Source organism: Vibrio sp. D54, assembly GCF_021728075.1.
In the GTDB taxonomy this organism is placed as follows: Bacteria; Pseudomonadota; Gammaproteobacteria; order Enterobacterales; family Vibrionaceae; genus Vibrio; species Vibrio alginolyticus.
The window spans coordinates 66,982-90,061 of sequence record NZ_JAKKCS010000010.1 but is presented as its reverse complement, the minus strand read 5'-3'; the positions used below and the strand labels follow the sequence as shown (position 1 = coordinate 90,061).

At 45.1% G+C, this 23,080-nt stretch carries 17 protein-coding genes and 1 other annotated feature; of the genes, 12 read left to right on the top strand and 5 right to left on the bottom strand.

All coding sequences use genetic code 11. The features are described from left to right. Positions 1 to 189: 189 nt before the first annotated feature. Complete coding sequence (locus L3V37_RS14530) at positions 190 to 1,659, bottom strand: glutamate synthase subunit beta (RefSeq protein ID WP_237306508.1); 1,470 nt, start codon at positions 1,657 to 1,659, stop codon at positions 190 to 192. Then, positions 1,659 to 6,209, bottom strand: a complete 4,551-nt coding sequence (gltB, locus tag L3V37_RS14525) for a glutamate synthase large subunit (protein WP_237306507.1) — start codon at positions 6,207 to 6,209, stop codon at positions 1,659 to 1,661. Before gltB ends, L3V37_RS14530 begins: the two co-directional genes overlap by 1 nt. 551 nt (positions 6,210 to 6,760) lie before the next feature. On the opposite strand from gltB, the gene L3V37_RS14520 reads away from it, so the two are divergent. The 4 genes from L3V37_RS14520 (at position 6,761) to L3V37_RS14505 (ending at position 12,544) form a co-directional block, all read left to right on the top strand. Further along, on the top strand, positions 6,761 to 7,720 hold the full coding sequence (locus L3V37_RS14520) for a TIGR01212 family radical SAM protein (RefSeq protein ID WP_017633631.1): 960 nt from the start codon (positions 6,761 to 6,763) through the stop codon (positions 7,718 to 7,720). Positions 7,721 to 7,755: 35 nt separating this feature from the next. Further along, on the top strand, positions 7,756 to 9,501 hold the full coding sequence (locus L3V37_RS14515) for a GGDEF domain-containing protein (RefSeq protein WP_237306506.1): 1,746 nt from the start codon (positions 7,756 to 7,758) through the stop codon (positions 9,499 to 9,501). A gap of 237 nt (positions 9,502 to 9,738) precedes the next feature. Continuing rightward, complete coding sequence (gene arcB / locus L3V37_RS14510; protein WP_237306505.1) at positions 9,739 to 12,093, top strand: aerobic respiration two-component sensor histidine kinase ArcB; 2,355 nt, start codon at positions 9,739 to 9,741, stop codon at positions 12,091 to 12,093. A 1-nt stretch (position 12,094) separates the two neighbouring features. Continuing rightward, positions 12,095 to 12,544 carry a hypothetical protein gene (locus L3V37_RS14505; RefSeq protein ID WP_054574283.1) on the top strand — a complete coding sequence of 150 codons (450 nt, stop codon included), beginning with the start codon at positions 12,095 to 12,097 and terminating at the stop codon, positions 12,542 to 12,544. Between the two features lie 85 nt (positions 12,545 to 12,629). On the opposite strand, the gene arcA is transcribed toward L3V37_RS14505, so the two are convergent. Further along, complete coding sequence (gene arcA, locus L3V37_RS14500; RefSeq protein WP_005381824.1) at positions 12,630 to 13,346, bottom strand: two-component system response regulator ArcA; 717 nt, start codon at positions 13,344 to 13,346, stop codon at positions 12,630 to 12,632. 361 nt (positions 13,347 to 13,707) lie between these two features. Between arcA and L3V37_RS14495 the strand changes: the two genes are divergently transcribed. Next, positions 13,708 to 14,115, top strand: coding sequence for a DUF3293 domain-containing protein (locus tag L3V37_RS14495; RefSeq protein ID WP_053306886.1), 408 nt, complete (start codon positions 13,708 to 13,710; stop codon positions 14,113 to 14,115). Between the two features lie 64 nt (positions 14,116 to 14,179). Next, complete coding sequence (locus L3V37_RS14490) at positions 14,180 to 14,662, top strand: putative 4-hydroxy-4-methyl-2-oxoglutarate aldolase (protein ID WP_005381822.1); 483 nt, start codon at positions 14,180 to 14,182, stop codon at positions 14,660 to 14,662. Here L3V37_RS14490 and L3V37_RS14485 read toward each other — a convergent pair. Further along, positions 14,659 to 15,129, bottom strand: a complete 471-nt coding sequence (locus tag L3V37_RS14485) for a hypothetical protein (protein WP_047102035.1) — start codon at positions 15,127 to 15,129, stop codon at positions 14,659 to 14,661. The genes L3V37_RS14490 and L3V37_RS14485 overlap by 4 nt on opposite strands. Positions 15,130 to 15,552: 423 nt before the next feature. Between L3V37_RS14485 and thrL the strand changes: the two genes are divergently transcribed. From thrL to L3V37_RS14460, 5 genes are all read left to right on the top strand, one after another. Beyond that, positions 15,553 to 15,630 (top strand): thr operon leader peptide, encoded by a 78-nt coding sequence (thrL, locus tag L3V37_RS14480; RefSeq protein ID WP_074192076.1) that lies wholly within the window; start codon positions 15,553 to 15,555, stop codon positions 15,628 to 15,630. Further along, positions 15,566 to 15,685 (top strand) — a sequence feature (Thr leader region). (Overlaps the previous gene by 65 nt.) 53 nt (positions 15,686 to 15,738) lie before the next feature. Then, complete coding sequence (gene thrA / locus L3V37_RS14475; protein WP_065274188.1) at positions 15,739 to 18,198, top strand: bifunctional aspartate kinase/homoserine dehydrogenase I; 2,460 nt, start codon at positions 15,739 to 15,741, stop codon at positions 18,196 to 18,198. A 20-nt stretch (positions 18,199 to 18,218) separates the two neighbouring features. Further along, positions 18,219 to 19,175 (top strand): homoserine kinase, encoded by a 957-nt coding sequence (thrB, locus tag L3V37_RS14470; protein ID WP_041852994.1) that lies wholly within the window; start codon positions 18,219 to 18,221, stop codon positions 19,173 to 19,175. After that, entirely contained in the window at positions 19,172 to 20,452 is a 1,281-nt protein-coding gene (gene thrC / locus L3V37_RS14465; protein WP_237306504.1) for a threonine synthase, read from the top strand. The genes thrB and thrC overlap by 4 nt, the downstream gene beginning before the upstream one ends. A 139-nt stretch (positions 20,453 to 20,591) precedes the next feature. After that, positions 20,592 to 21,251, top strand: coding sequence for an NADPH-dependent FMN reductase (locus L3V37_RS14460; protein WP_017635073.1), 660 nt, complete (start codon positions 20,592 to 20,594; stop codon positions 21,249 to 21,251). A gap of 110 nt (positions 21,252 to 21,361) precedes the next feature. Here the strand turns inward: L3V37_RS14460 and grcA are convergent, their stop codons facing one another. Continuing rightward, on the bottom strand, positions 21,362 to 21,739 hold the full coding sequence (gene grcA, locus L3V37_RS14455; RefSeq protein WP_005381814.1) for an autonomous glycyl radical cofactor GrcA: 378 nt from the start codon (positions 21,737 to 21,739) through the stop codon (positions 21,362 to 21,364). A 326-nt stretch (positions 21,740 to 22,065) separates the two neighbouring features. Between grcA and nfo the strand changes: the two genes are divergently transcribed. Continuing rightward, complete coding sequence (gene nfo, locus L3V37_RS14450) at positions 22,066 to 22,950, top strand: deoxyribonuclease IV (protein WP_005382844.1); 885 nt, start codon at positions 22,066 to 22,068, stop codon at positions 22,948 to 22,950. Positions 22,951 to 23,080 lie beyond the last annotated feature (130 nt).

Genomic DNA, 23,080 nt, shown 5'->3' with positions numbered 1-23,080 from the left:
ATTTCAAATAGATAGAAAATTGATTGTTACAAAAAAGTAACATTTGATTCTGTGGGAGATAAAAAAGACCAGCATAAAATGCTGGTCAAAATAGAAAGATTGGAAGGAATTGTTTTCTTTCTTCACCGATAGCCATCGATATTGCTGATGGCTATTAGGCAATTGAAAGAGCGAAGCATGACTGCTTCGTTAAGCAGAAAGCATCAGTGAATCTGCTTTTGCTTCTAGGTTTGTGCCACCCATTAGGTAATCATCGATAGCACGGGCACATTCGCGGCCTTCATTGATACAACGAACCACCAAAGATTGGCCTGTTCGCATATCACCAGCAGCAAATACACCTTCTTGGTTTGTAGCAAAACCTTGAGTTGCTACGTTACCACGATCATCTAGCGCGATATCCAGTTGAGCAAGTACGCCCGTTGGTTCAGGATGAAGGAAGCCCATCGCTAGGAATGCCATATCACATGGAATCACCCGCTCGCTGCCTTCAACTTCTTTAAAGCCTGGACGCTCGCCAGGTTTCGCCTCTTCCCAAACGATATCAGCCAAACGAAGACCAGTAACTTCACCTTTGTCGTTACCGATGAACTCTTTAGTTAGGATGTTCCAGTGACGATCAACGCCTTCTTCATGAGATGTCGAAGTACGTAGGATCATCGGGTACTGTGGCCAAGGCATATTGGCAGGACGCTTTTCTGGTGGAATCGGCATGATTTCCACTTGAGTTACACTTGCTGCGCCGTGACGGTTTGACGTACCTACACAGTCTGAACCGGTATCACCACCACCAATGACAACCACATGTTTACCTTTTGCGTGAATCTCTTCCGTTTTCAGGTCCATGTTATTTGCACGGCGGTTGTTTTGACCTAGGAATTCCATTGCGAAGTGAACGCCTTTGAGCTCACGACCCGGAACTGGCAAATCACGTGGAACTGTTGAGCCTCCCGTCAGTAGAACCACATCGAACTCTTGACGCAATTGTTGAGCATTTACATCAACACCGACGTGTTGGTTTACTTTAAACTCAATGCCAGCTTCTGCCATTAGATTGATCTTGCGATCAATGACTTCCATGCTCAGTTTAAAGTCTGGGATACCAAAACGTAGCAGACCGCCGACTTTCTCGTCTCGCTCGAATACCGTCACAGTATGACCAGCGCTGTTTAACTGCTCAGCAGCCGCAAGGCCAGCAGGGCCCGAACCGATGATCGCAACGGTTTTGCCAGTTCGAGAGCGTGGTGTTTTTGGTTTGGCGTACCCTTCACGATACGCCGTTTCCACGATGGTTTTCTCGATATTACAGATAGTGATTGGATCTTGGTTGATACCAAGTACACAAGCACTTTCACATGGAGCAGGGCAAACACGACCAGTGAACTCTGGGAAGTTATTGGTTGAGCTTAGAATGTTCCATGCTTCTTCCCAGCTATCACGATAAACTGCATCGTTAAACTCTGGGATGATGTTACCGATAGGGCAGCCGTTATGACAAAACGGCACACCACAATCCATACAACGAGAAGCCTGAGTATTGATTTTGTCACCAAACTCCTCGTTCAGGACGAACTCTTTGTTGTTCTTGATGCGTTCAGCTGGGTCGATCTTCTGTGGTAGTTCACGACCATGCTCTAAAAATCCAGTAGGCTTACCCATTATACGGCCTCCACTTGAGTTTCGTTTCCTTGAGACTGTGCTTCAGCTTTACGCTTTTGAAGAACCGCTTTGTAGTCACGCGGCATTACCTTAACCATAGAGGCTAGGCTTGCTTCAAAGTTGTCTAGGAAAGACTGAGCGACTTCACTTCCTGTGAATTGAACATGCTTAGTTAGCATGTCGAGTAATAGATCTCTGTCTTCTTGCTCGATTGGATCTAGGTCTACTAGCTCTGGGTTCAGTTTTGACTCAAAGTCACCTGATTTATCCCATACGTAAGCCACGCCGCCACTCATACCAGCGGCAAAGTTACGACCTGTTGAACCAAGGATGATGGCAGCACCGCCAGTCATGTATTCACAACCGTGGTCACCGACGCCTTCTACTACTACTTTCGCGCCTGAGTTACGAACACAGAAACGTTCACCAGCCATACCGCGAATGAAAGACTCACCCGAAGTTGCACCGTAGAAACACACGTTACCAACCACGATGTTGTCTTCCGCGACAATACTTGATTTTGCATCTGGGTAAAGTACTAAGGTACCGCCAGATAAGCCTTTACCCCAGTAGTCGTTCGCGTCGCCTTCTACTTCGAACTTCACGCCCTTAGCTAGGAATGCGCCGAATGACTGACCCGCAGAACCTTTGAACTTCACGTTCATTGGCTGAGGTAGACCGGCATCTTTGTACACTTTCGAGATTTCGTTCGACAACATGGTACCTGCAGAGCGGTCCGTGTTAACGATAGGGAACTCGGCATTCACCGCTTCGCCTTTCTCGAGTGCAGGAATCGCTGCTTGAATCAGCTTACGGTCTAGCACTTCTTCTAAGTTGTGGTTCTGCTGAGCTTGGTTGAATACACCATCAGCTTCACGTGGTTGCTCAACGTGAAGAACAGGAGACAGATCTAGGTTCTTGTATTTCCAGTGAGAAACGTCTTGGCGAATCTTCAGCTTCTGACCTTGACCGACCATCTCATCGATAGTGCGGAAGCCAAGTTCAGCCATGATTTCACGTAGACCTTGTGCCATGTATTGGAAGAAGGTTACGACGTCTTCTACGCGGCCATCAAAGCGCTCGCGAAGTGTCTTATTTTGAGTCGCGATACCAACAGGACAGGTGTTCTTATGACACTTACGCATCATAATACAACCTTCAACCACCAATGCTGCGGTTGCCACGCCCCATTCTTCTGCACCGAGTAGTGTTGCCACTGCAAGGTCGCGAGGTGTCTTCATCTGACCATCCGCTTGAACCACGATACGGTTACGTAGACCGTTCTTCAGTAGCGTTTGGTGCGTTTCTGCCAAGCCAAGTTCCCAAGGAAGACCTGTATGGCGGATTGAAGACATTGGTGATGCACCTGTACCGCCGTCGAAACCTGCGATTAGTACAACGTCCGCTTTCGCTTTCGCTACACCAGAAGCGATCGTACCTACGCCTGCTTCTGATACCAGCTTCACGTTTACACGGCCTGCGCGGTTCGCGTTCTTCAAGTCGTAGATAAGCTGAGCCAAATCTTCGATTGAGTAGATATCGTGGTGTGGTGGTGGAGAGATAAGGCCAACGCCCGGAGTCGAGTGACGCGTTGCACCGATCCAGTCATCTACTTTATCGCCTGGTAGCTGACCACCTTCACCTGGCTTCGCACCTTGAGCCATTTTGATTTGCAGTTCTTCAGCGTTAGTTAGGTAGTAAGAGGTTACGCCGAAACGACCTGAAGCCACCTGCTTGATTGCAGAGCGTTCCCAATCGCCGTTCTCTTTGCGCTCGAAACGCATTGGGTCTTCACCACCTTCACCAGAGTTCGATTTCGCGCCAAGACGGTTCATCGCAACAGCTAGTGTGGAGTGTGCTTCGTAAGAAATAGAACCGAATGACATTGCACCGGTCGCGAAGCGTTTCACGATGCTTTCAATTGGTTCGACTTCGTCTATAGAGATAGAACCTGCTGGGTTCTTAATGAATTCTAGCTGGCTACGCAGAGTTACTGCGTTGTCACCTTGTTTATCTACGGCTGTCGCGTACTGCTTGAACTGATCGTAGTTCTTGTTGCGCGTAGACTCTTGCAGTAGAGAAATGGTTTCTGGGTTGAATAGGTGCTTCTCACCACGCTGTTTCCATTGGTAAACACCACCAACATCCAGCATTTGAATTGGGATTTCGCGTTGTGGGTAACCGATGCGGTGACGGATAAGTACTTCTTTGGCGATATCATCAAGGGTTAGACCTTGGATACGAGAAACCGTCCCTGTGAAGTATTTGTCGACCACGGATTTGTGGATACCCAATGCTTCGAAGATTTGCGCACCATGGTACGACTGTAGCGTAGAGATGCCCATCTTCGAGAAGATCTTCAGAAGACCGCCATTGATCGCTTTACGGTAGTTGTTGAACAGATCGCGAGGGTTCGCTTCTGGATCCAACTTCTTCGTACGTTGAAGTTCAATGATGGTTTCAATCACTAGGTAAGGGTTAACCGCATTCGCACCGTAACCAAGTAGCGTTGCAAAGTGGTGCGTTTCACGCGCGTCACCAGTTTCAACCACGATGTCACACTTCGCACGTAGACCTTTACGGATCAAGTGGTGGTGTACTGCGCCAACTGCCAGCATTGCTGGGATCGCCGCGTGGTTTGAATTCACTGCGCGGTCAGTGAGTAGGATGATTGAATAACCATCGATAACCGCGTCTTCTGCGTATTGGCAGATACGTTTTAATGCACGCTCAAGTTTGCCTTGATCTTCACTAGCTTGGAATACGATATCCAACGTTTTCGCTTGTAGGTGCTCGTTATCGATCGCACGCAATTTTTCAAGCTCAGAGTTGGCTAGAACAGGCGATTCCAATTCTACTTTCTGACAGTGAAGTGGTGTTTCAGTCAGAAGGTTTTGGTCTTTACCCAAGTAAGTGTTCAGCGACATAACCATGCGCTCACGGATCGGGTCGATCGGTGGGTTAGTTACCTGTGCAAACAGCTGCTTGAAGTAGTTTGAAAGGTGCTGAGATTGATGAGAGAGAACCGCAAGAGGCCAGTCGGCACCCATTGCTGATAATGGTTCTTTCGCGTCATTCGCCATTGGAACGATGATTTCGTTCACTTCTTCAGTGCTTACGCCAAACGCTTGTTGGCGGTGTAGAAGGTGTTCTGGCTTAGGTTGGCTGAACTGGTTGCTCGCATCTGGCAGCTTCTTCAAGCTCAGTAGGTTTTCTTCTACCCACTTCTCGTAAGGCTGTGCCGTTGCGATGGTGTCTTTCACTTCTTCATCAGAGATGATTCGACCTTGTTCTAGGTCTGCAACGAAGATACGACCCGGTTGTAGGCGACCACGGAACTCAACGTTTTCTGGTTCTATATCCACAACACCAGATTCAGATGCCATCACTAGGAAGTTGTCTTTGGTCACTGTGTAGCGAGAAGGGCGCAAACCGTTACGGTCTAGTGTCGCACCAACTTGAACACCATCAGTAAAACATACTGAAGCCGGGCCATCCCATGGTTCCATGATGTTCGCGTGGTATTGATAGAACGCGCGACGTTTAGGATCCATGTTTTTGTTTTCTTGCCATGCTTCCGGAATCATCATCATCAATGCGTGTGGCAGGCTGCGACCAGACAGAACTAGGAGCTCAAGTGCCATGTCAAAGTTAGATGAATCCGAGCTGCCTTCCTGACAGATTGGAAGAAGCATGTCGATTTCAGCCTGAGTAAACAGGTCTGATTCTAGGATTGCTTCACGGGCTTTCATCCAGTTCAAGTTACCGCGAACTGTATTGATTTCACCGTTGTGGGCAATGTAACGGAAAGGCTGTGCAAGACGCCATTTCGGGAAGGTGTTGGTAGAGAAGCGAGAGTGTACAAGTGCTAGTGCAGTCACCATGGTCGGGTTTTGCAGATCAAGGAAGTACTGAGGTACTTGCTCGGTCGTTAACTGACCTTTGTACACCAATGTCTTGTAAGACATGGAGTTAATGTAGAAGTCGTCACCAATGTTCGAAACGCTTTCTAGGCAAACACGTACAGTGTAGTTACGAAGTACGTACAGTTTGCGCTCTAGCTCTTCAGGTGTGATGCCAGGGCCACCAGAGATAAACACATGCTCAAACTGAGGTTCTGTGCTTAGTGGGTCTGCACCGATCATTGAGTTATCGGTTGGCAATACGCGGTAGCCGATAACTTCAAGATCTAGACGTTGTGCGTTACGTTTTAGAATGTCACGGCATTGCTCGCGTTTGTATTCGTCTTTCGGGAAAAGAACGACACCAACACCATACTTTTCAAACGAAGGCAGTTTAATGCCTAGCTTAACGGCTTCTTCTAATAGGAATTCATGAGGTTTTTGTAGCAAGATACCCGCACCATCACCGCTGCATGGGTCACAACCTTGACCACCACGGTGTTCCATGCGAGCCAGCATATCCAATGCTTGAGTCACTACTTCATGAGATTTACGGTTTTTAAGGTGAGCAACAAAACCGATACCACAAGCGTCATGCTCCAGTTCCGGAGTGTACAGACCCTGTGGATTTTGCTCTCTATCTACCATAGATACATCCTTCCAGTTCAATGTCGACGCAAAAGTACCGGGCAGCAAATACTACCTAGACTATTGATTACGTCTTGTCCTTTATATTTATTATCGCCACCGATCTAGGTTGACCGGTCTTGATTCCTTTCCGTATCTCGCAGGAAAAGTTTTGCGAGAAAAACAATCCTTGGTGGTATCCCTTTATTTATTATCACTATCTAGTGATTTATATAGGTAGGAGTGGGATAACACCGACAAATCCCGCAGTGTGCTTTGTAATAAAAGTCACAAAAATAACGGGGTTGTGTAAGTATCCTACAATTTTGTCACTTCAGAATGCAATGAAAAAGTCGGCGTTGTGACCCAATTTTTTCGTTTAATTATGCATTTTTAGTTTAACATTTACGCAACATGAACGATTTTTGTCTTTAATTATGCAAGTTTATTGATTTTGACCCGCATGATGGGTGTTTGAATTGATTAATATTGTGTGTTTTTTCTTGCAGGGATGTAATTTATTTACACAGATCGTAGTGAGATTGATTACGATTTATTGTTGGTGAGAATTTATGCAGTTACATGAGTTGGTCAATACAATCGGCCAAGATCTTCAGCGTCGATACGGTGAAAAGGTTCATAAGTTAACATTGCACGGTGGATTTAGTTGCCCTAACCGCGATGGCACGATTGGGCGGGGAGGATGTACATTTTGCAATGTGGCTTCGTTTGCAGATGAAGAAGTCCAGATAAAAAGCATTCACGAACAGTTAAAAGATCGCGCAGGTGAAATTCACAGAGCGAAGAAGTATCTCGCTTATTTTCAGGCCTACACCAGTACCTATGCCGAAGTACAAGTTCTCAAAAACATGTATGAGGAAGCACTAAAGGCTGCAGACATGGTTGGTCTTTGTGTGGGGACGCGTCCTGATTGCGTCCCTGATGCGGTATTGGATTTACTGTCGGGCTATGTACAGCAAGGTTATGAAATTTGGCTAGAACTAGGTCTTCAAACCGCCAACAATGACACCCTCAAACGTATCAATCGTGGTCATGACTTTGAGTGTTATGCCGAAATCACTAAGCGTGCGCGAACACTCGGAATCAAGGTTTGTACTCACTTAATTGTGGGTTTACCCAAAGAAACCCGCGCCGAAAATATTGAAACGCTGCAAAAAGTGTTGGCCGTGGGAACGGATGGCATCAAGTTACATGGCTTGCATATTGTCGAAGGTAGCACCATGGCGAAAGCTTGGCGTGCCGGAAAGCTAGAAGCCCCTGAATTAGAAGAATATGTTGCGATCGCCAGTGAAATGATTCGTATGACACCACCAGATGTGATTTATCATCGCGTTTCATCAGCAGCCAGGAGGCCCACGTTATTATCGCCTCTGTGGTGTGAAAACCGTTGGCTAGCGATGACGGAAATTGGTCGAGATCTCAGTGCTCATGGTGCTCAAGGGAGTCTTACGGGGAATACCTTTATCTATACTAAACCCGAATTAATAGCAGATCGCTCAATAAATAACTGATATATTTTAACCAGTGTTCTTTGAAGGTTTAAACGATGGATCAGTTACTCAATTGGCTTTGGGGTGGTCAAGGCGGTTATGGCTATGTCGTCTTGTTATTAATCGCAGGCGTGTGCGCGTTAGCACTGATCTATTTGCACTTTCAGACATCACTTAAGCAACTAGTAACGGATTCTCCCTATCCAGTCATAGTGGTGGACACTAGCCATGCTCAGCTCTTGCTATCTAACCAGGCTGCGATGCAGTTGTTAGGCATTCGCTCTTTGGGAACGGGGTATTTGTATCCTGCTTTATTCGATATTCATGAGCTTGAGCAGTTTCTCGATCGCTTCTCTAGTCGTCATTTTCGTCAGCAGGCTTTTGAGTGGCGACTATCTGATAGTGAATCTATTAAAGTGGAGCTGTCAGGCAGAAAGAGTTTATTGCGCAATCATCGAGTTTGGATTCTTTATGCTCAGCCATATCAAGCCACTCACCAAGAGCAGCAACAAGAACTTGCGCAGTTAATCATCGCACGTTCGGCATTAGACTCACTTTCAGAGCTGATTTGTACCCAAGACCGCCAAGGCAATCTGTTAACGACCAATCGAGCATTTGATCAATTCTGGCAAGGGCGAAGGGAAGAAGCTTGCGCATCCAAGACCTTGGGTGAGATGACCAGAAAAAGCGAACGTAAATGGACAACGGATCCACAAGGTCGAAGTTGCTTATTGGAAGTCAATCAAAACTCTCTTGTTTCGCCGAGTGGTGAGCTTATCGGTACGCTGTCTATTAGTCATGACGTGACTGAATGGCACAAGATGCAACAGAATCTGCGAGATGAAATGGAGCGTCGCAAAGATACAGAGGTGGCGCTAGCGCAAAGAGATACTATCTTACAAACGATTCTGGATGCCAGTCCGGACTCTATTGGTATTTTCAATGAGAACATGGTCTATCAAGCGTGTAATCAGCCTTTTGTTAAGGCGTTAGGAATTTCAAAAATTTCTGATTTGATAGGTAAGCGCCTCCAAGACGTGATTCCTAAAGAGATGTACGCGCGCTTAGCAGACAGTGACTTAGAAGCATTACGCCAGTTAGAGCCAGTTCGATACATAGATAAAGTCGTGAGTAGTGATGGTAAAAGTACGTGGTTTGATGTGGTGAAATCGCCTTTTAAAGATAAAGCATCAGGAACGAATGGTGTGCTGATCATGGCGCGTGATATTTCTGAGCGTTATCTTGCAGAACAAAAGTTGGAAAAAGCCAACCTAGAGTTAGAAAAATTGAGCTTTATGGATAGCTTAACTCAAGTATCGAACCGACGCCGTTTCGATGAACAACTGCAGGTATTGTGGTACCACCATGCTAGAGAAAAGCTGCCGCTCACCATCATGTTATGTGACATCGACTTTTTCAAAGATTACAACGACTGTTACGGTCACCAACAAGGTGATGAAGCGTTAGTCAGTGTTGCTACCGTGTTTACACAAGTCATCAATCGTTCTTCGGATTGTGTTGCGCGTTATGGTGGCGAGGAGTTTGGTTTTATCTTGCCGAATACCACCACGGAAGGTGCGCGCAACGTAGCACAGCGTATTCATGAGAAAATTCTACAGCTTGATATGGAACACGACAGTTCAGAAGCATCTGAACGCCTTACCGTCAGTATCGGTCTGGTCTCTTACATTCCTCAGCATGGTGATGAACCCGAAATGGGCATCGCTATGGCTGACAGTGCGTTATATCAAGCTAAAGCTGATGGACGTAATCGCACCTGTATTCACCCCAGTTCTTGCTAACGCTTTGTGACCGCTTGCTCTAAGTTGATAGCTGATTGTTTAAATCACCGTATTAAACACGTTAAACTTACACAAGCCTGTGCGCTCGTTGGTTTATCTTTTTATCTCGTATCACAAGAGCAGATCGCACCGTGTGTTTTTCACTAATCAAACAGACCTAAATTGCGTTAGGTCGAGTGCATTTACCTGTTTTTCATCATCGAATGGCGCTATCTAGCCACCACCATGGAGTAGTTAATGAAACCCATGAAAAATCTCGCCCAGTATTATGTCGACTTGCTAGTCAAACTGGGGATTGTTCGCTTCTCTATTTTGCTAGCCCTTGCGCTGGTGGCATTAGCTGTTGTGGTGCAGGTAGGGATTACTTTAGCTCTCAAAGGGCGAGTAGATGATATCGACATTGTCCGTTCGGTGTTTTTTGGTCTATTGATCACCCCTTGGGCGGTTTACTTCCTCTCTGTGGTTGTCGATCAACTAGAAGAGTCTCGCCAGCGTTTAACTAAGCTGGTGTCCAAACTGAAGGACATGCGTTCGCGAGATCAAGAGTTGAATTACCAACTTCAACAAAACATTGAAAAGCTTAACCAAGAAATTGAAGAGCGTATTAAAGCGGAAGAAGCACGTGAAGAGGCGATGCAAGACCTCGAAAATGAGGTGTTCCAACGCGAACGTACTCAATTAGAGTTGGCAGAACGTACCGCATTACTGCGTTCATTTATTGATGCCTCACCAGACTTAATTTACTACCGCAATGCGGATGGTGTTTTCTCTGGCTGTAACCGCGCGATGGAAGAGCTAACGGGCAAGAAAGAGCACCAGTTAGTCGGATTAAGCCCTTGGGATGTGTATAGCAAAGAAATCGCCGAGCATATCGTTGATACTGACCAAAAGGTTTTTGCCGATAATCAAGCGATTACTTACGAGCAATGGCTCGAATACCCAGATGGTCGCAAGCATTACTTTGAGCTGCGTAAAGTGCCATTTTACAGCAAAGATGGCCGCCACCTTGGTCTCGTTGGGTTCGGTCGTGATATCACTGAACGTAAGCGCCATGAAGAGTCGTTAGAGAAAGCAAGCCGCGACAAAACTACCTTCATCTCAACCATCAGTCATGAGCTGCGAACGCCGCTGAATGGCATTGTAGGCTTAAGTCGTATGCTTCTAGATAGTCCGTTGACAGAAGAGCAGCGTAAACACATGCAGACCATCAATGTGAGTGCGATTACGCTAGGTAACATCTTCAACGATATTATCGATATGGATAAATTTGATCGCCGTAAGTTAGAACTATTACCTGCGCCACTTAACTTCGAAGACTTCGTCGCAGAGATTGAGAGTATCTCAGCTCTGATGGCGGAACAAAAAGGGTTACGCTTTGACTTAGAACGTTTAAGCGACTTGCCAAAAGCAATTGAAGTGGATGCAACCCGTCTACGTCAGGTGATTTGGAACCTAGTCAGCAACGCAATGAAGTTCACCAAAGAAGGTGGCGTTGTGATGACAGTGAGCGCGGATGTCGAAGACGATTTTGCGACCATTATTATGGAAGTGGAAGACACAGGTATTGGTATCCCAGACGAAGAGCTAGATAAGATCTTTGCGATGTACTACCAAGTGAAATCAGGCAAGGACAACCTGCATGCGGTCGGTACAGGTATTGGTTTAGCGGTATCTAAGCAACTGATCAATATGATGGATGGTGATATTACGGTTACCAGTGAGGAAGGCTTTGGTAGCACTTTTACTGTATCGATCCACGTTCCGATTGTTGAACTAGCTGAGCCAGTCATTGATGCGAAACGCGACAATGTGCGCCTCAACATATTTATGGTCGAAGACATCGAGCTTAACGTAACTGTGGCTAAATCGTTACTTGAGAGCCTAGGGCACTCTGTCACCGTGGCAATGACGGGCCAAGAAGCGTTAGTGAACTTTGTGCCAGAAAAATACGACTTAGCGTTGTTGGATATCCAACTGCCTGATATGACGGGCTTTGATGTCGCCAATTATTACCGCAAGCATTATAACAATCTTCCTCCATTGGTCGCCTTAACTGCTAATGTAATGAAAGATCGTCGTGAATACTTAGATAACGGCATGGATGATGCGATCAGTAAGCCGCTGGCAGTGAATGCTATTCAGTCAGTGATTGATAAATTCTTCGCTCACCAGTTAGAACAACCTAAGGAAGTGGTGAGCGGTCCCGAAACAGTGGAAGAGCCAGTGCCTTCTCCTTTGATTGAGACACATTTACTCGATATGGATATGTTAGAGTCTTACGTCGACATTGTTGGTGCAAAACCTGTCTACGACAGCATAAAAATGTTTGAAGATATGATGCCAGACTATATTGATGTCTTAGATTCGAACATGACAGCGAAAGATCAAGATGGGATTGTTTCTGAAGCGCATAAAATCAAAGGTGCTGCAGGTTCAATTGGCCTGAAACGCATCCAAAGTGTGGCGCAAAAAGCGCAATCGCCCGATATGCCTGCATGGTGGGAAAACATTTCAGACTGGGTTGAAGAGATCAAAAATGAATACCAAAACGATATTCAAGTCCTCAAAAGTTGGTTGGAACAAAGGAAATAACATGAAAAGAATCGCACCATTGGCGTTAGTCATGGCATTGATGGCAGGCTGTAGTTCCGTTCCAAATGTGAATTGGCAACAAAACAGTCAGATTACGATTAATGAGGTTAATGTTGAGCTCAAAAGTAATTTATGGGTGAACCTCATGCCGAATATTGGGGACGTGGAAGAGCAAAGTATTCAAGGTGCACTTTACCTCGAAGGAGATCAGTTACTTCCTGCAAATCTAACGGCAGAAGCTCTTATTATTAAACAGGGGCAAAAAGAGTGGTTGGTGGACAGTGCGTCTTTAGATACTCGAACGCACAGTGAAAGCCGATGGGAGGTGGCGTTCTCGTCTCACATTGATGTGAACACAGAAAAATCGGTTGATATCGCAGTGCTTCTAGACGATGCGGGTAAACAGCGTTGGTTAGTCGAAAAGTACGTGAAGATTAACAAGGTTTATTAACCGCAATGATATTGCATTAGTCGTTAAACCTAAAACAAAAAGGGCTTGCTCAATGAGCAAGCCCTTCGCATATTAGCGGTTAAATCTAGTCTTCTAGATCGCCACAGAAGCGGTAACCTTCGCCGTGGATAGTGGCGATGATTTCTGGCGTACCTGAAACAGACTCAAAGTGCTTACGGATACGACGAATCGTTACGTCTACAGTACGGTCGTGTGGCTTAAGTTCACGACCAGTCATCTTCTTAAGAAGATCGGCACGAGTTTGAATCTTACCCGGGTTCTCACAGAAGTGCAGTAGTGCGCGGAACTCAGAGCGAGGTAGCTTGTAGCTATCACCAGCAGGGCTTACTAGAGAGCGGCTGTTGATGTCTAGTACCCAACCGTTGAATTCATACTTTTCTACCGAGCGCTTCTCTTCTTGCACCGCGTTAGAGCTCATTGAGCGACTAAGTAGGTTACGTGCACGAATAGTTAGCTCACGTGGATTGAATGGTTTAGTGATGTAGTCATCTGCACCAATCTCAAGACCTAGGATCTTGTCTACTTCATTGTCACGGCCTGTCAGGAACATTAAAGCAATGTTCGCTTGCTCGCGTAGTTCACGCGCTAGTAGAAGGCCATTCTTGCCTGGAAGATTAATGTCCATAATAACCAAGTTGACTGAGTTATCAGACAACACTTGGTGCATCTCTTCACCGTCACTGGCTTCAAAAACAGCGTATCCCTCTGCTTCAAAAATACTCTTAAGAGTGTTACGAGTTACTTGCTCATCTTCAACGATAAGAATCTGCGGGGTTTGCATTGGCGGTACCTAAATTTGTGACAAAATTGTGCTAATAGAATAAATTCTAGGCAAAAATATAACATACAGGTAATGTGATTTTGATAATAAATCAAGTTGATCAAAAAAACACTTCTTTCAGTTATCCGCCCTCCATGGAATTTTGCCAACTCACCAGTATCCAATGGCGACGTTTATTCTAAAGGGCTTGTTTACCTTTCATTTCCTGCTTTCAGTGGGGCCTGAAACGTAAACACCCTAAGATATTGAGCGGATTTTATATTGTTAACAGCATGCTAACAATGCTCAAATGTTAATTCCATTCAGTTTGTTGATTTATATCAATTGATGAAATGTAACTGTTATTAATCGTTTAAGACTTATGATAGAAAAAAGTAATACGAACATAGACGCATCGTTATGGAATGCTTATTCAGAATCTTTTTTCAGATTCGAAGCCGAGTGGCGTGTTTCAAACTATGCTGTGATAACCGCTTGGAACCCATACAGTAACTTGAGGTCCAAAGAAGAGAACAGCATAAACAATCACGCGTTAGAAAAACAGCTACAGCACGTTAATTACGCGCCTGTCACGGTAGGTGATAGCGCTTTTACATGGTATGAGGAAAGCTTTGCCGTCGAGTTGTCGCCAGAGGTAGCCGTTGAATTGGCGAATGACTTTCAACAAAACGCGATTTATTACGTCATTAATGACCAACTTTATCTTATTGCGTGCTCGCAGCCGAAAGTTTTTCATACGTTAGGCTCCATTAAACCTCGGCTCGTATAGAAGGTATAGAAAAGGATACTGCTCACTGAAGCATCGCTTGGGTGAGAAAATTCACGGAGGAAATATGAGAGACATTACACCCGATATTTGTGACCAATTTGAAGACCAAGTGAGCTTGCTTACTTTACCATTGCAGAACTTTGGTCAACGTAGCGCTTTTTACGGTGAAATCGTTACGGTGCGCTGCTATCACGATAACTCAAAAGTGCGTGAAGTACTGGGCGAAGATGGAACGGGTAAAGTATTGATTGTTGACGGGCATGGATCGTGTCAGAGAGCATTACTCGGCGATCAATTAGCGATACTCGGAATAGAAAATGGGTGGGAAGGCATCATTGTCTATGGTGCAATACGCGACGTAGCACAAATATCTCAAATGGACATTGGCGTTCAAGCTCTTGGAACTAACCCGTTTAAAACAGAGAAACGCGGGATAGGAGAGGTAAACGTAACCTTAACGATGCAAAACCAAATCGTTCAACCTAAGCACTACGTTTACGCGGACTGGAACGGTGTATTGATTTCTAAGCAAAAGCTGGACTTCTAAAAACGAAAGCCTAAACCAACCTCAAAGCCTTGTTGCCAATCTTGGTAATCAAGAGTCGCGTGAAGATCCAGTTTATCGGTAATTTTTACGCGACTTGATACTTCAGCCGCGAGGCTGCTGTCGTCTTGGCGAATACCTTCCGCTGTTTCGTTCTTGTAAGAGCGAACTGTACTTTTCAGCGTGACACGATCATTAAAGTGATAGCTGATCCCACTCAAAAAACCACTTTGATTTTGGGTAGGAGAGTTATTGACTCGCGCACCGACATAAACATCTACCGAATCAAAAAGTTCGTAAGCGTAACCCGTATCGATATTCCAAACATCAAAACTGTCAGACTGATAACTGTCGCTGGAAATGAATAGTTTATGAGGAGAAGGGGATGTTTTACCTGGAAGCGGCGGAAGCTCGTTGGCTAGACAAACACCAGGCACAAAAAACAGCAACAGAAAAAGCCATCTTTTCATGTTCACCACTCCTTGTGTCAACTTTTTTATTAGTATGCGCCCAAAGCTTCTCACTATTAAAGCATAGAATATGAAAGCTAGCTCACCTATTTTCTAAATAATTCGATCCTATGAACATAAGTCACAGTTAAGTTGTTGTTATGTGTCACAACCCTCTCGAATTATTTGATCGTACGTTTTATGGCAAAGATTAGACTAGTTATTAGATAAAAAACCGAACTGGTGATGATAGTTAAGTCCTTTACAAAAACTAACTGTAGATTTCCAAATGATCAATAATGTGTAATTAACTATAAATATCAATGACATTGCTTAGCAGAAATCTCTGAAAGATGGAAAAACAAACAATTTTTTGTTGACTATGTATCAGAAACTCGGTAAACGTAGAGTTAAGCAAACACAATTAACGTTGAATATTTATTTATGCCATCTAACAGCCTAGTAGTAATGACCACGACCATTATTATTACCGACACGACACATGTTGGGGCAGGCTGCTGAGCGAAAGAAATTCACAAAAAAGGCCTGTATCCAACAAGATACAGGCCTTTTTTTATGCTTTTTTATCCAGAATTTAGACAAATTTAAGAAGATATACCGGAGGAAGGGATGCGAGTATTGAAGTTTGGCGGATCATCACTAGCTGATGCAGATCGCTTTTTGAGAGCGGCAGACATTATTGCCAATAACGCTCAACAAGAAGAAGTAGCGGTTGTTCTTTCCGCTCCTGGTAAAACAACAAACAAATTGGTTGCGGTCATTGAAGGCGCATTGCGCAATGGTGAAGCAGAACTACAAATCAAAGAGTTGGAGGAGTCGTTTAAAACGCTCTTCACTCAAATCCAAGCAGTACTACCCAATATCGATGGTTCAGCTTTCGATAACCAAGTGAAAACTTCTCTCTCTCAATTACGCCAATTCGTTCATGGCATCAATCTTCTTGGCATGTGCCCAAACAATGTTAATGCACGTATTATTAGCAAAGGCGAACGCGTTTCGATTCAATTGATGAAAGCGGTGTTAGAAGCCAAAGGCCAGCCAGCACATCTTATCGACCCAGTTGAATACCTATACGCAAAAGGTGATCACCTTGAAGCCATGGTTGATGTAGACGTTTCAACGCAAAACTTCCGCCAAAACCCTCTTCCTCTGGGCCATGTGAATATCATGCCTGGCTTTACCGCAGGTAACGAGAAAGGTGAATTGGTAACACTTGGTCGCAATGGCTCTGATTATTCGGCGGCGGTTCTTGCGGCGTGTCTGCGCGCAGATTGTTGTGAGATCTGGACAGACGTAGATGGTGTATACAACTGCGACCCTCGTTTAGTGGAAGATGCTCGCTTACTTAAATCTCTTAGCTACCAAGAAGCAATGGAGCTTTCTTACTTCGGTGCTTCCGTTTTGCATCCGAAGACCATTGCTCCTATCGCGCAGTTCCACATCCCATGTCTGATCAAAAACAGCTTTAACCCACAAGGTGCAGGAACTTTGATTGGGCAAGACACTGGTGAAGACAATCTGGCGATCAAAGGTATCACGACGCTAAACGACCTAACTATGGTTAACGTTTCCGGCCCAGGTATGAAGGGTATGGTTGGCATGGCAAGCCGCGTATTTGGCGCAATGTCTTCCGCTGGTGTGTCTATTGTTCTTATTACTCAGTCTTCTTCTGAGTACAGCATTAGCTTCTGTATTGAGGCAGAAGATAAAGCAAAAGCGCAACAAGTACTGGCCGATGCGTTTGAGTTGGAACTGAAAGATAGCTTATTAGAGCCGGTCGAGTTTATTGATAATGTTTCAATCATAACGTTGGTTGGTGACGGCATGCGTACATCGCGCGGTGTTGCATCTCGCTTCTTCTCATCTCTTGCTGAAGTGAACGTAAACATTGTAGCCATCGCACAGGGCTCATCTGAGCGTGCTATCTCAGCCGTGATTCCTGAAGATAAAATCTCTGAAGCGATCAAAGCGTGTCACGAAAACCTATTCAACTCTAAGCACTTCTTAGACGTATTCGTGGTTGGTATTGGTGGCGTTGGTGGTGAGCTGGTGGATCAGATCGAGCGTCAACAGGCGAAGCTTGCGGAAAAAGGCATCGTTATTCGCGTGTGTGGCTTGGCAAACAGCAAAGGTCTTCTGCTTGATAGTGAAGGTCTGCCACTCGATCATTGGCGTGATCGTATGTCGGCAGCGACAGAAGAGTTCAGCCTAGCGCGTTTGATTTCTTTGGTTCAACGTAACCACATCATCAACCCAGTATTGGTTGACTGTACATCAAGTGAAGATATCGCGAATCAATACGCTGATTTCTTAGCTGCTGGTTTCCATGTCGTTACACCAAATAAAAAAGCAAACACAGCAAGCATGGCTTACTACCATCAGCTTCGCGATGTTGCGCGCAGCTCTCGTCGCAAGCTGATGTACGAAACAACTGTGGGGGCGGGTCTACCGGTAATCGAAAACCTGCAAAACCTAATCTCAGCGGGTGATGAGCTAGAGCGCTTTAGCGGTATTCTTTCTGGCTCTCTGTCATACATCTTCGGTAAGTTAGATGAAGGTATGAGCCTAAGTGAAGCTACTAATATCGCAAAAGAAAATGGTTTTACTGAACCGGATCCTCGTGATGATCTTTCTGGTATGGATGTCGCGCGTAAGCTTCTGATCCTAGCTCGTGAAGCAGGCATGTCTCTAGAACTAGAAGACGTTGTGGTTGATCAAGCACTGCCACCAGGTTTTGATGATTCTGGTAGCGTTGATGAATTTATGGCGCGTTTACCTGAAGCAGACGCTTACTTTAAAGAATTATCTGCAAAGGCAGCGGAAGAAGGCAAAGTACTGCGCTACGTTGGTGAGATTAATGAGGGCAAGTGCACAGTAAGCATCGCAGCGGTGGATGAAAACGATCCAATGTATAAAATCAAGGACGGTGAAAACGCACTGGCATTTTACAGCCGTTACTATCAGCCAATCCCACTAGTGTTACGTGGCTATGGTGCAGGCACCGAAGTAACGGCTGCGGGTGTATTTTCTGACGTGATGCGTACTTTAGGTTGGAAACTAGGGGTATAACAATAATGAGTTCAAGTGATATGGATGTAGTGGTTTATGCCCCAGCATCAATTGGTAATGTAAGCGTTGGCTTTGATGTGCTGGGGGCTGCCGTGTCCCCAGTGGATGGGACCTTGCTAGGTGACAGAGTGCAAGTTAAGGCAGGGACTGAGCCGTTCAGTCTGAAAACTGCGGGTAATTTTGTCTCTAAGTTGCCTACAGAGCCAAAAGAAAACATCGTTTACGATTGTTGGCTGGTGTTTTCTCGCGAGCTAGATAAAAAAGGTGTTGAGCTAAAGCCACTTGAAATGACGCTAGAAAAGAACATGCCAATTGGCTCTGGTTTAGGCTCAAGTGCATGTTCTATCGTCGCTGCATTAGATGCATTGAACCGATTCCATGGACAGCCACTTAACGAGACAGAATTATTGGCGCTGATGGGAGAGATGGAAGGCAAGATCTCTGGTGGTATTCACTACGACAACGTTGCGCCATGTTACCTTGGTGGTGTGCAACTGATGCTTGAAGAATTGGGTATCATCAGTCAAGAAGTGCCTTGCTTTGATGATTGGTACTGGGTGATGGCGTATCCGGGTATCAAGGTATCAACGGCGGAAGCGCGTGAGATCCTACCATCTCAATACCGCCGACAAGATATAATTGCTCATGGTCGCCACCTTGCGGGCTTTATTCATGCGTGTCATTCTGGTCAGCCAGAACTTGCTGCAAAAATGATCAAAGACGTGATCGCAGAACCGTATCGTGAGAAACTGCTTCCAGGTTTTGCGAATGCACGTCAATACGCAGCGTCTGCGGGTGCATTGGCAACCGGTATTTCTGGCAGTGGTCCGACACTGTTCAGTATTTGCAAAGAGAAAGATGTCGCTGAGCGAGTTGCTCGCTGGTTAGAACAAAACTACGTACAAAACGAAGAAGGATTCGTCCACGTTTGTCGTCTAGATAAGCAGGGTTCGAAAGTAACAGGAAGTGAGCTATGAAGCTTTACAATATAAAAGAAAATGATGAACAAGTTTCCTTTGGCCAAGCCGTTCGCCAAGGGTTAGGTCGCAATCAAGGCCTATTTTTCCCATCGGAATTACCAAAATTTGAAGATATCGATGCGCTGCTTGCAGAAGACTTTGTCTCTCGTAGCACTAAGATTCTATCGGCGTTAATTGGAGATGAACTTACAGAGGAGAAAGTGAATGCTCTTGTTGATGCTGCATTCCAATTCCCTGCGCCTATCAACCAAGTAAGAGATGGTGTTTACGCACTGGAGCTGTTCCATGGCCCAACGCTTGCGTTTAAAGACTTTGGTGGTCGCTTTATGGCGCAATCTCTTGCAGCCGTTTCGGACGGTGGCAAGATCACCATTCTGACAGCAACTTCTGGCGATACTGGCGCAGCCGTTGCGCATGCTTTCTACGGTATGGAAGACATCAACGTTGTGATTCTTTACCCGAAAGGTAAGATCAGCCCACTGCAAGAGAAGCTATTCTGTACGCTTGGTAAGAACATCCATACTGTCGCGATCGATGGAGACTTCGATGCGTGTCAGGCACTGGTTAAGCAAGCTTTTGATGATTCTGCACTGCGTGAAGAGATCGGTCTGAACTCTGCAAACTCAATCAACATCAGCCGTTTGATGGCGCAAATCTGTTACTACTTTGAAGCAGCTGCGCAAATGAGCAAACAAGAGCGTGAAAACCTAGTCGTGTCTGTACCAAGTGGTAACTTTGGTAACCTAACTGCTGGTCTACTGGCAAAAGCGCTGGGCTTGCCTATCAAACGCTTTATCGCTGCAACGAATGCCAATGACACGGTTCCTCGCTACCTAGAAACAGGTAAGTGGGAGCCAAAACCAACAGTCGCAACAACATCGAACGCGATGGACGTGAGCCAACCAAACAACTGGCCTCGTATTGAAGAGCTGTGTCGCGTGAAAGAGTGGGGCTTGGAGACGCTAGGTAAAGGTGCAGTATCTGATGAGCAAAGCGCACAGTCAGTAAAAGATCTATACAGCATGGGTTACCTGTGTGAACCGCACGGTGCGATTGCTTACCGCGTTCTTGAAGAACAATTGCAAGACGGTGAAACCGGTCTGTTCCTATGTACTGCTCACCCTGCGAAGTTCAAAGAAGTCGTGGATGATATTCTAGAATCCGATATCGAGCTTCCTGCGCCACTAGCGAAGCACGCTGCGATGGAGCTGCTATCGGAAGAGCTCGACGCAGACTTTGACGCATTGAAACAAGTACTGCGCCGCGTGCAGTAAGCTTCAAAGTATAGTAAGTATCAAAAACAGAAATAACGAGAGGTGAATGAGTAATCATTCACCTTTTTTATTGTCGGTAAGTTTTGACTCTCTTTATGATTGAGAAACGAACTTAACTAAATGAGATGGAAAGAGAAGCATGCATTTTTTGATTTTTCTTGGCTCAGTGAGAGACAGCACTCCACCACGACCAGCCCGTTTAGGAATGCGAGTCAGTAAAGCGTGTGAAAAACTCATCGCGAGTCAACATTCGCAACATACGGTCGAAATCATCGACCCTTTGAATTACGACTTTGGTGATGTGTTTAAGCCCGAGTTTGCTTATCACCGCTCTAAAGTTCCGCAGCACCTAAGTGAGCTAGCAGACAAAATCAAACATGCGGATGGGTATGTGATGGTTAGCCCGGAATATAACCATTCGATGAGTCCTGCTTTGGCGAACATGCTTAACCATTTCGGCAGTTCGCTGTTTTCTTACAAGCCGAGTGCTATCGTGACCTATTCTGCCGGACAATGGGGTGGTGTTAGAGCTGCCGTTTCTATGCGTACCTTCTTATCTGAACTTGGATGTCTACCTGTCTCTGCGATGATCCACATTCCGAAAGCGCAAGAAGTCTTTGATGAACAGGGCGTTGCTGCGGATGAGTCGGAGCAGACGCAGTGGGACAACTATATGAATCGCACTATGCATCAATTGATTTGGTGGGCAGAAGGGGCGTCACTGCAAAGAGATAGGCTTGATCCAACCTCTGTAGCGCAAGCGTTTCAGAAAGATCCTTCGCAAAGAAATGCACCTTAGAGGCGAGTTGCTTTCCATTATAGAAAGGGGTTAGAAGGATTCTGAAACAAAAAAGCTTGGTCATTGCTGACCAAGCTTTTTAAATTCTAGCGAGCTAGTTTACTGAGAGATTATAGAGTCTCAGTAAAAGTACGAGCGATTACATCACGTTGTTGCTCTGGAGTTAGCGAGTTAAAACGTACTGCGTAACCAGAAACACGAATAGTTAGTTGTGGGTATTTCTCTGGGTGTGCAACTGCATCTTCTAGTGTTTCGCGTTTAAGCACGTTCACGTTTAGGTGTTGGCCGCCTTCGATACGAGGAGCAGTTTCGATTGCAACTTCACGGCTTTCGTATTCACCTAGGTCGCTGATTGCGATAACTTGGTCTGCTTCGTAGCCAGCAGTTGCAGCAACACAACGAGCTTCATTTTTTTCGCTATCTAATAGCCAGATAGAGTTTAGTAGGTCGTCGTTTGCCGCTTTTGTAATTTGGATACCTTGGATCATCACTATCTCCTAGACCACTTACGTGGTGATTATTGGTGTTAATTTTCGAATTTTCGTTGAGCTGAGTATTATATAGCTAATATCCACTATTTTAATATTGATTTAAGTCAAAAAACAACCAAAAACATTATTTTTATTAAGGTAATTTTATTGAGTTAAATCAATAAAACCTTTGAAAACAAACTAATTATAATTTATTTGATAATATAAAAAATATTTAATAACTAGTTTTGTTGTAAATTTACTACAAATTGAGATTAAAGTTTAAACTGGTTAACGCAACTATCTGTATTTAGGTAGCAATACTGAAAGTCTAAAGTGATTAAATGACAAACATGAAAAACAAGCTTGGGAATAAACTCATTGGTGCACATGTCTCTGCTGCTGGTGGGGTCGATCAAGCTCCGTTGAGAGCTCGTGAAATTGGCGCGAATGCATTCGCACTATTTACAAAAAACCAACGCCAGTGGGTGGCGAAGCCTTTAGAAGCAAAAACCATCAGTGCGTTTAAAGCGAACTGTAAAATGCTGGGTTTCGGAGCAGAGCATATTCTTCCCCATGATTCTTATCTGATTAACTTGGGTGCGCCGGAAGAAGAAAAGCTGAATAAATCCCGCGCGGCATTTATTGATGAAATGGAGCGTTGTAATCAGTTGGGGCTGACTTTGCTTAACTTCCATCCGGGTAGTCACCTAAAGAAAGTCTCTGAACAGGAGTGTCTCGCGACGATCGCCGAGTCGATCAATCTTGCGCATAAAGCGGTGCCGAATGTGATCGCTGTTATCGAGAATACGGCAGGTCAAGGCACTAACTTAGGCTGGAAGTTTGAGCACCTTGCTGAAATCATCGAGCAAGTGGAAGATAAAGATCGTGTCGGCGTTTGTATTGATACCTGCCATACCTTTACGGCTGGTTATGACTTACGTACAAAAGAAGATTGCGAGCGCACCTTTGCAGAGTTCGACCGTATCGTAGGTATGCACTATTTAAGAGCAATGCATCTAAATGATTCAAAAGTAGAGTTTGCCAGCAAAGTAGATCGCCACCATTCTCTAGGTAAAGGAGAGATCGGGTGGGATTGCTTTGAGTACATCGCGAAAGACCCTCGTTTTGATGGTATCCCTCTGATTTTGGAAACAATTGATCCAGATATTTGGCAGCAAGAGATCAACACGTTGCGTCAATTCCATTTAGCGGCCATTGCCAGTTAATGGCGTAACCACAAAGTTGGCACCTTTCTTTCTTAGTCACTGAACATCAATCTCTGAATTAGCAAAGAAGGATGCCAACATGTCTCGACCACTCTCTTTTACTCCTTATGCTTACACTCGTCGCGTGCTT

Coding starts and splice junctions, on each gene's coding strand:
- thrA (WP_065274188.1), top strand. CDS start 15,739: ATGCGAGTATTGAAGTTTGGCGGATCATCACTAGCTGATGCAGATCGC.
- L3V37_RS14495 (WP_053306886.1), top strand. CDS start 13,708: ATGATAGAAAAAAGTAATACGAACATAGACGCATCGTTATGGAATGCT.
- L3V37_RS14485 (WP_047102035.1), bottom strand. CDS start 15,129: ATGAAAAGATGGCTTTTTCTGTTGCTGTTTTTTGTGCCTGGTGTTTGT.
- L3V37_RS14530 (WP_237306508.1), bottom strand. CDS start 1,659: ATGGGTAAGCCTACTGGATTTTTAGAGCATGGTCGTGAACTACCACAG.
- thrB (WP_041852994.1), top strand. CDS start 18,219: ATGGATGTAGTGGTTTATGCCCCAGCATCAATTGGTAATGTAAGCGTT.
- thrL (WP_074192076.1), top strand. CDS start 15,553: ATGCCATCTAACAGCCTAGTAGTAATGACCACGACCATTATTATTACC.
- gltB (WP_237306507.1), bottom strand. CDS start 6,209: ATGGTAGATAGAGAGCAAAATCCACAGGGTCTGTACACTCCGGAACTG.
- L3V37_RS14515 (WP_237306506.1), top strand. CDS start 7,756: ATGGATCAGTTACTCAATTGGCTTTGGGGTGGTCAAGGCGGTTATGGC.
- thrC (WP_237306504.1), top strand. CDS start 19,172: ATGAAGCTTTACAATATAAAAGAAAATGATGAACAAGTTTCCTTTGGC.
- L3V37_RS14505 (WP_054574283.1), top strand. CDS start 12,095: ATGAAAAGAATCGCACCATTGGCGTTAGTCATGGCATTGATGGCAGGC.
- nfo (WP_005382844.1), top strand. CDS start 22,066: ATGACAAACATGAAAAACAAGCTTGGGAATAAACTCATTGGTGCACAT.
- grcA (WP_005381814.1), bottom strand. CDS start 21,739: ATGATCCAAGGTATCCAAATTACAAAAGCGGCAAACGACGACCTACTA.
- arcA (WP_005381824.1), bottom strand. CDS start 13,346: ATGCAAACCCCGCAGATTCTTATCGTTGAAGATGAGCAAGTAACTCGT.
- L3V37_RS14520 (WP_017633631.1), top strand. CDS start 6,761: ATGCAGTTACATGAGTTGGTCAATACAATCGGCCAAGATCTTCAGCGT.
- L3V37_RS14490 (WP_005381822.1), top strand. CDS start 14,180: ATGAGAGACATTACACCCGATATTTGTGACCAATTTGAAGACCAAGTG.
- L3V37_RS14460 (WP_017635073.1), top strand. CDS start 20,592: ATGCATTTTTTGATTTTTCTTGGCTCAGTGAGAGACAGCACTCCACCA.
- arcB (WP_237306505.1), top strand. CDS start 9,739: ATGAAACCCATGAAAAATCTCGCCCAGTATTATGTCGACTTGCTAGTC.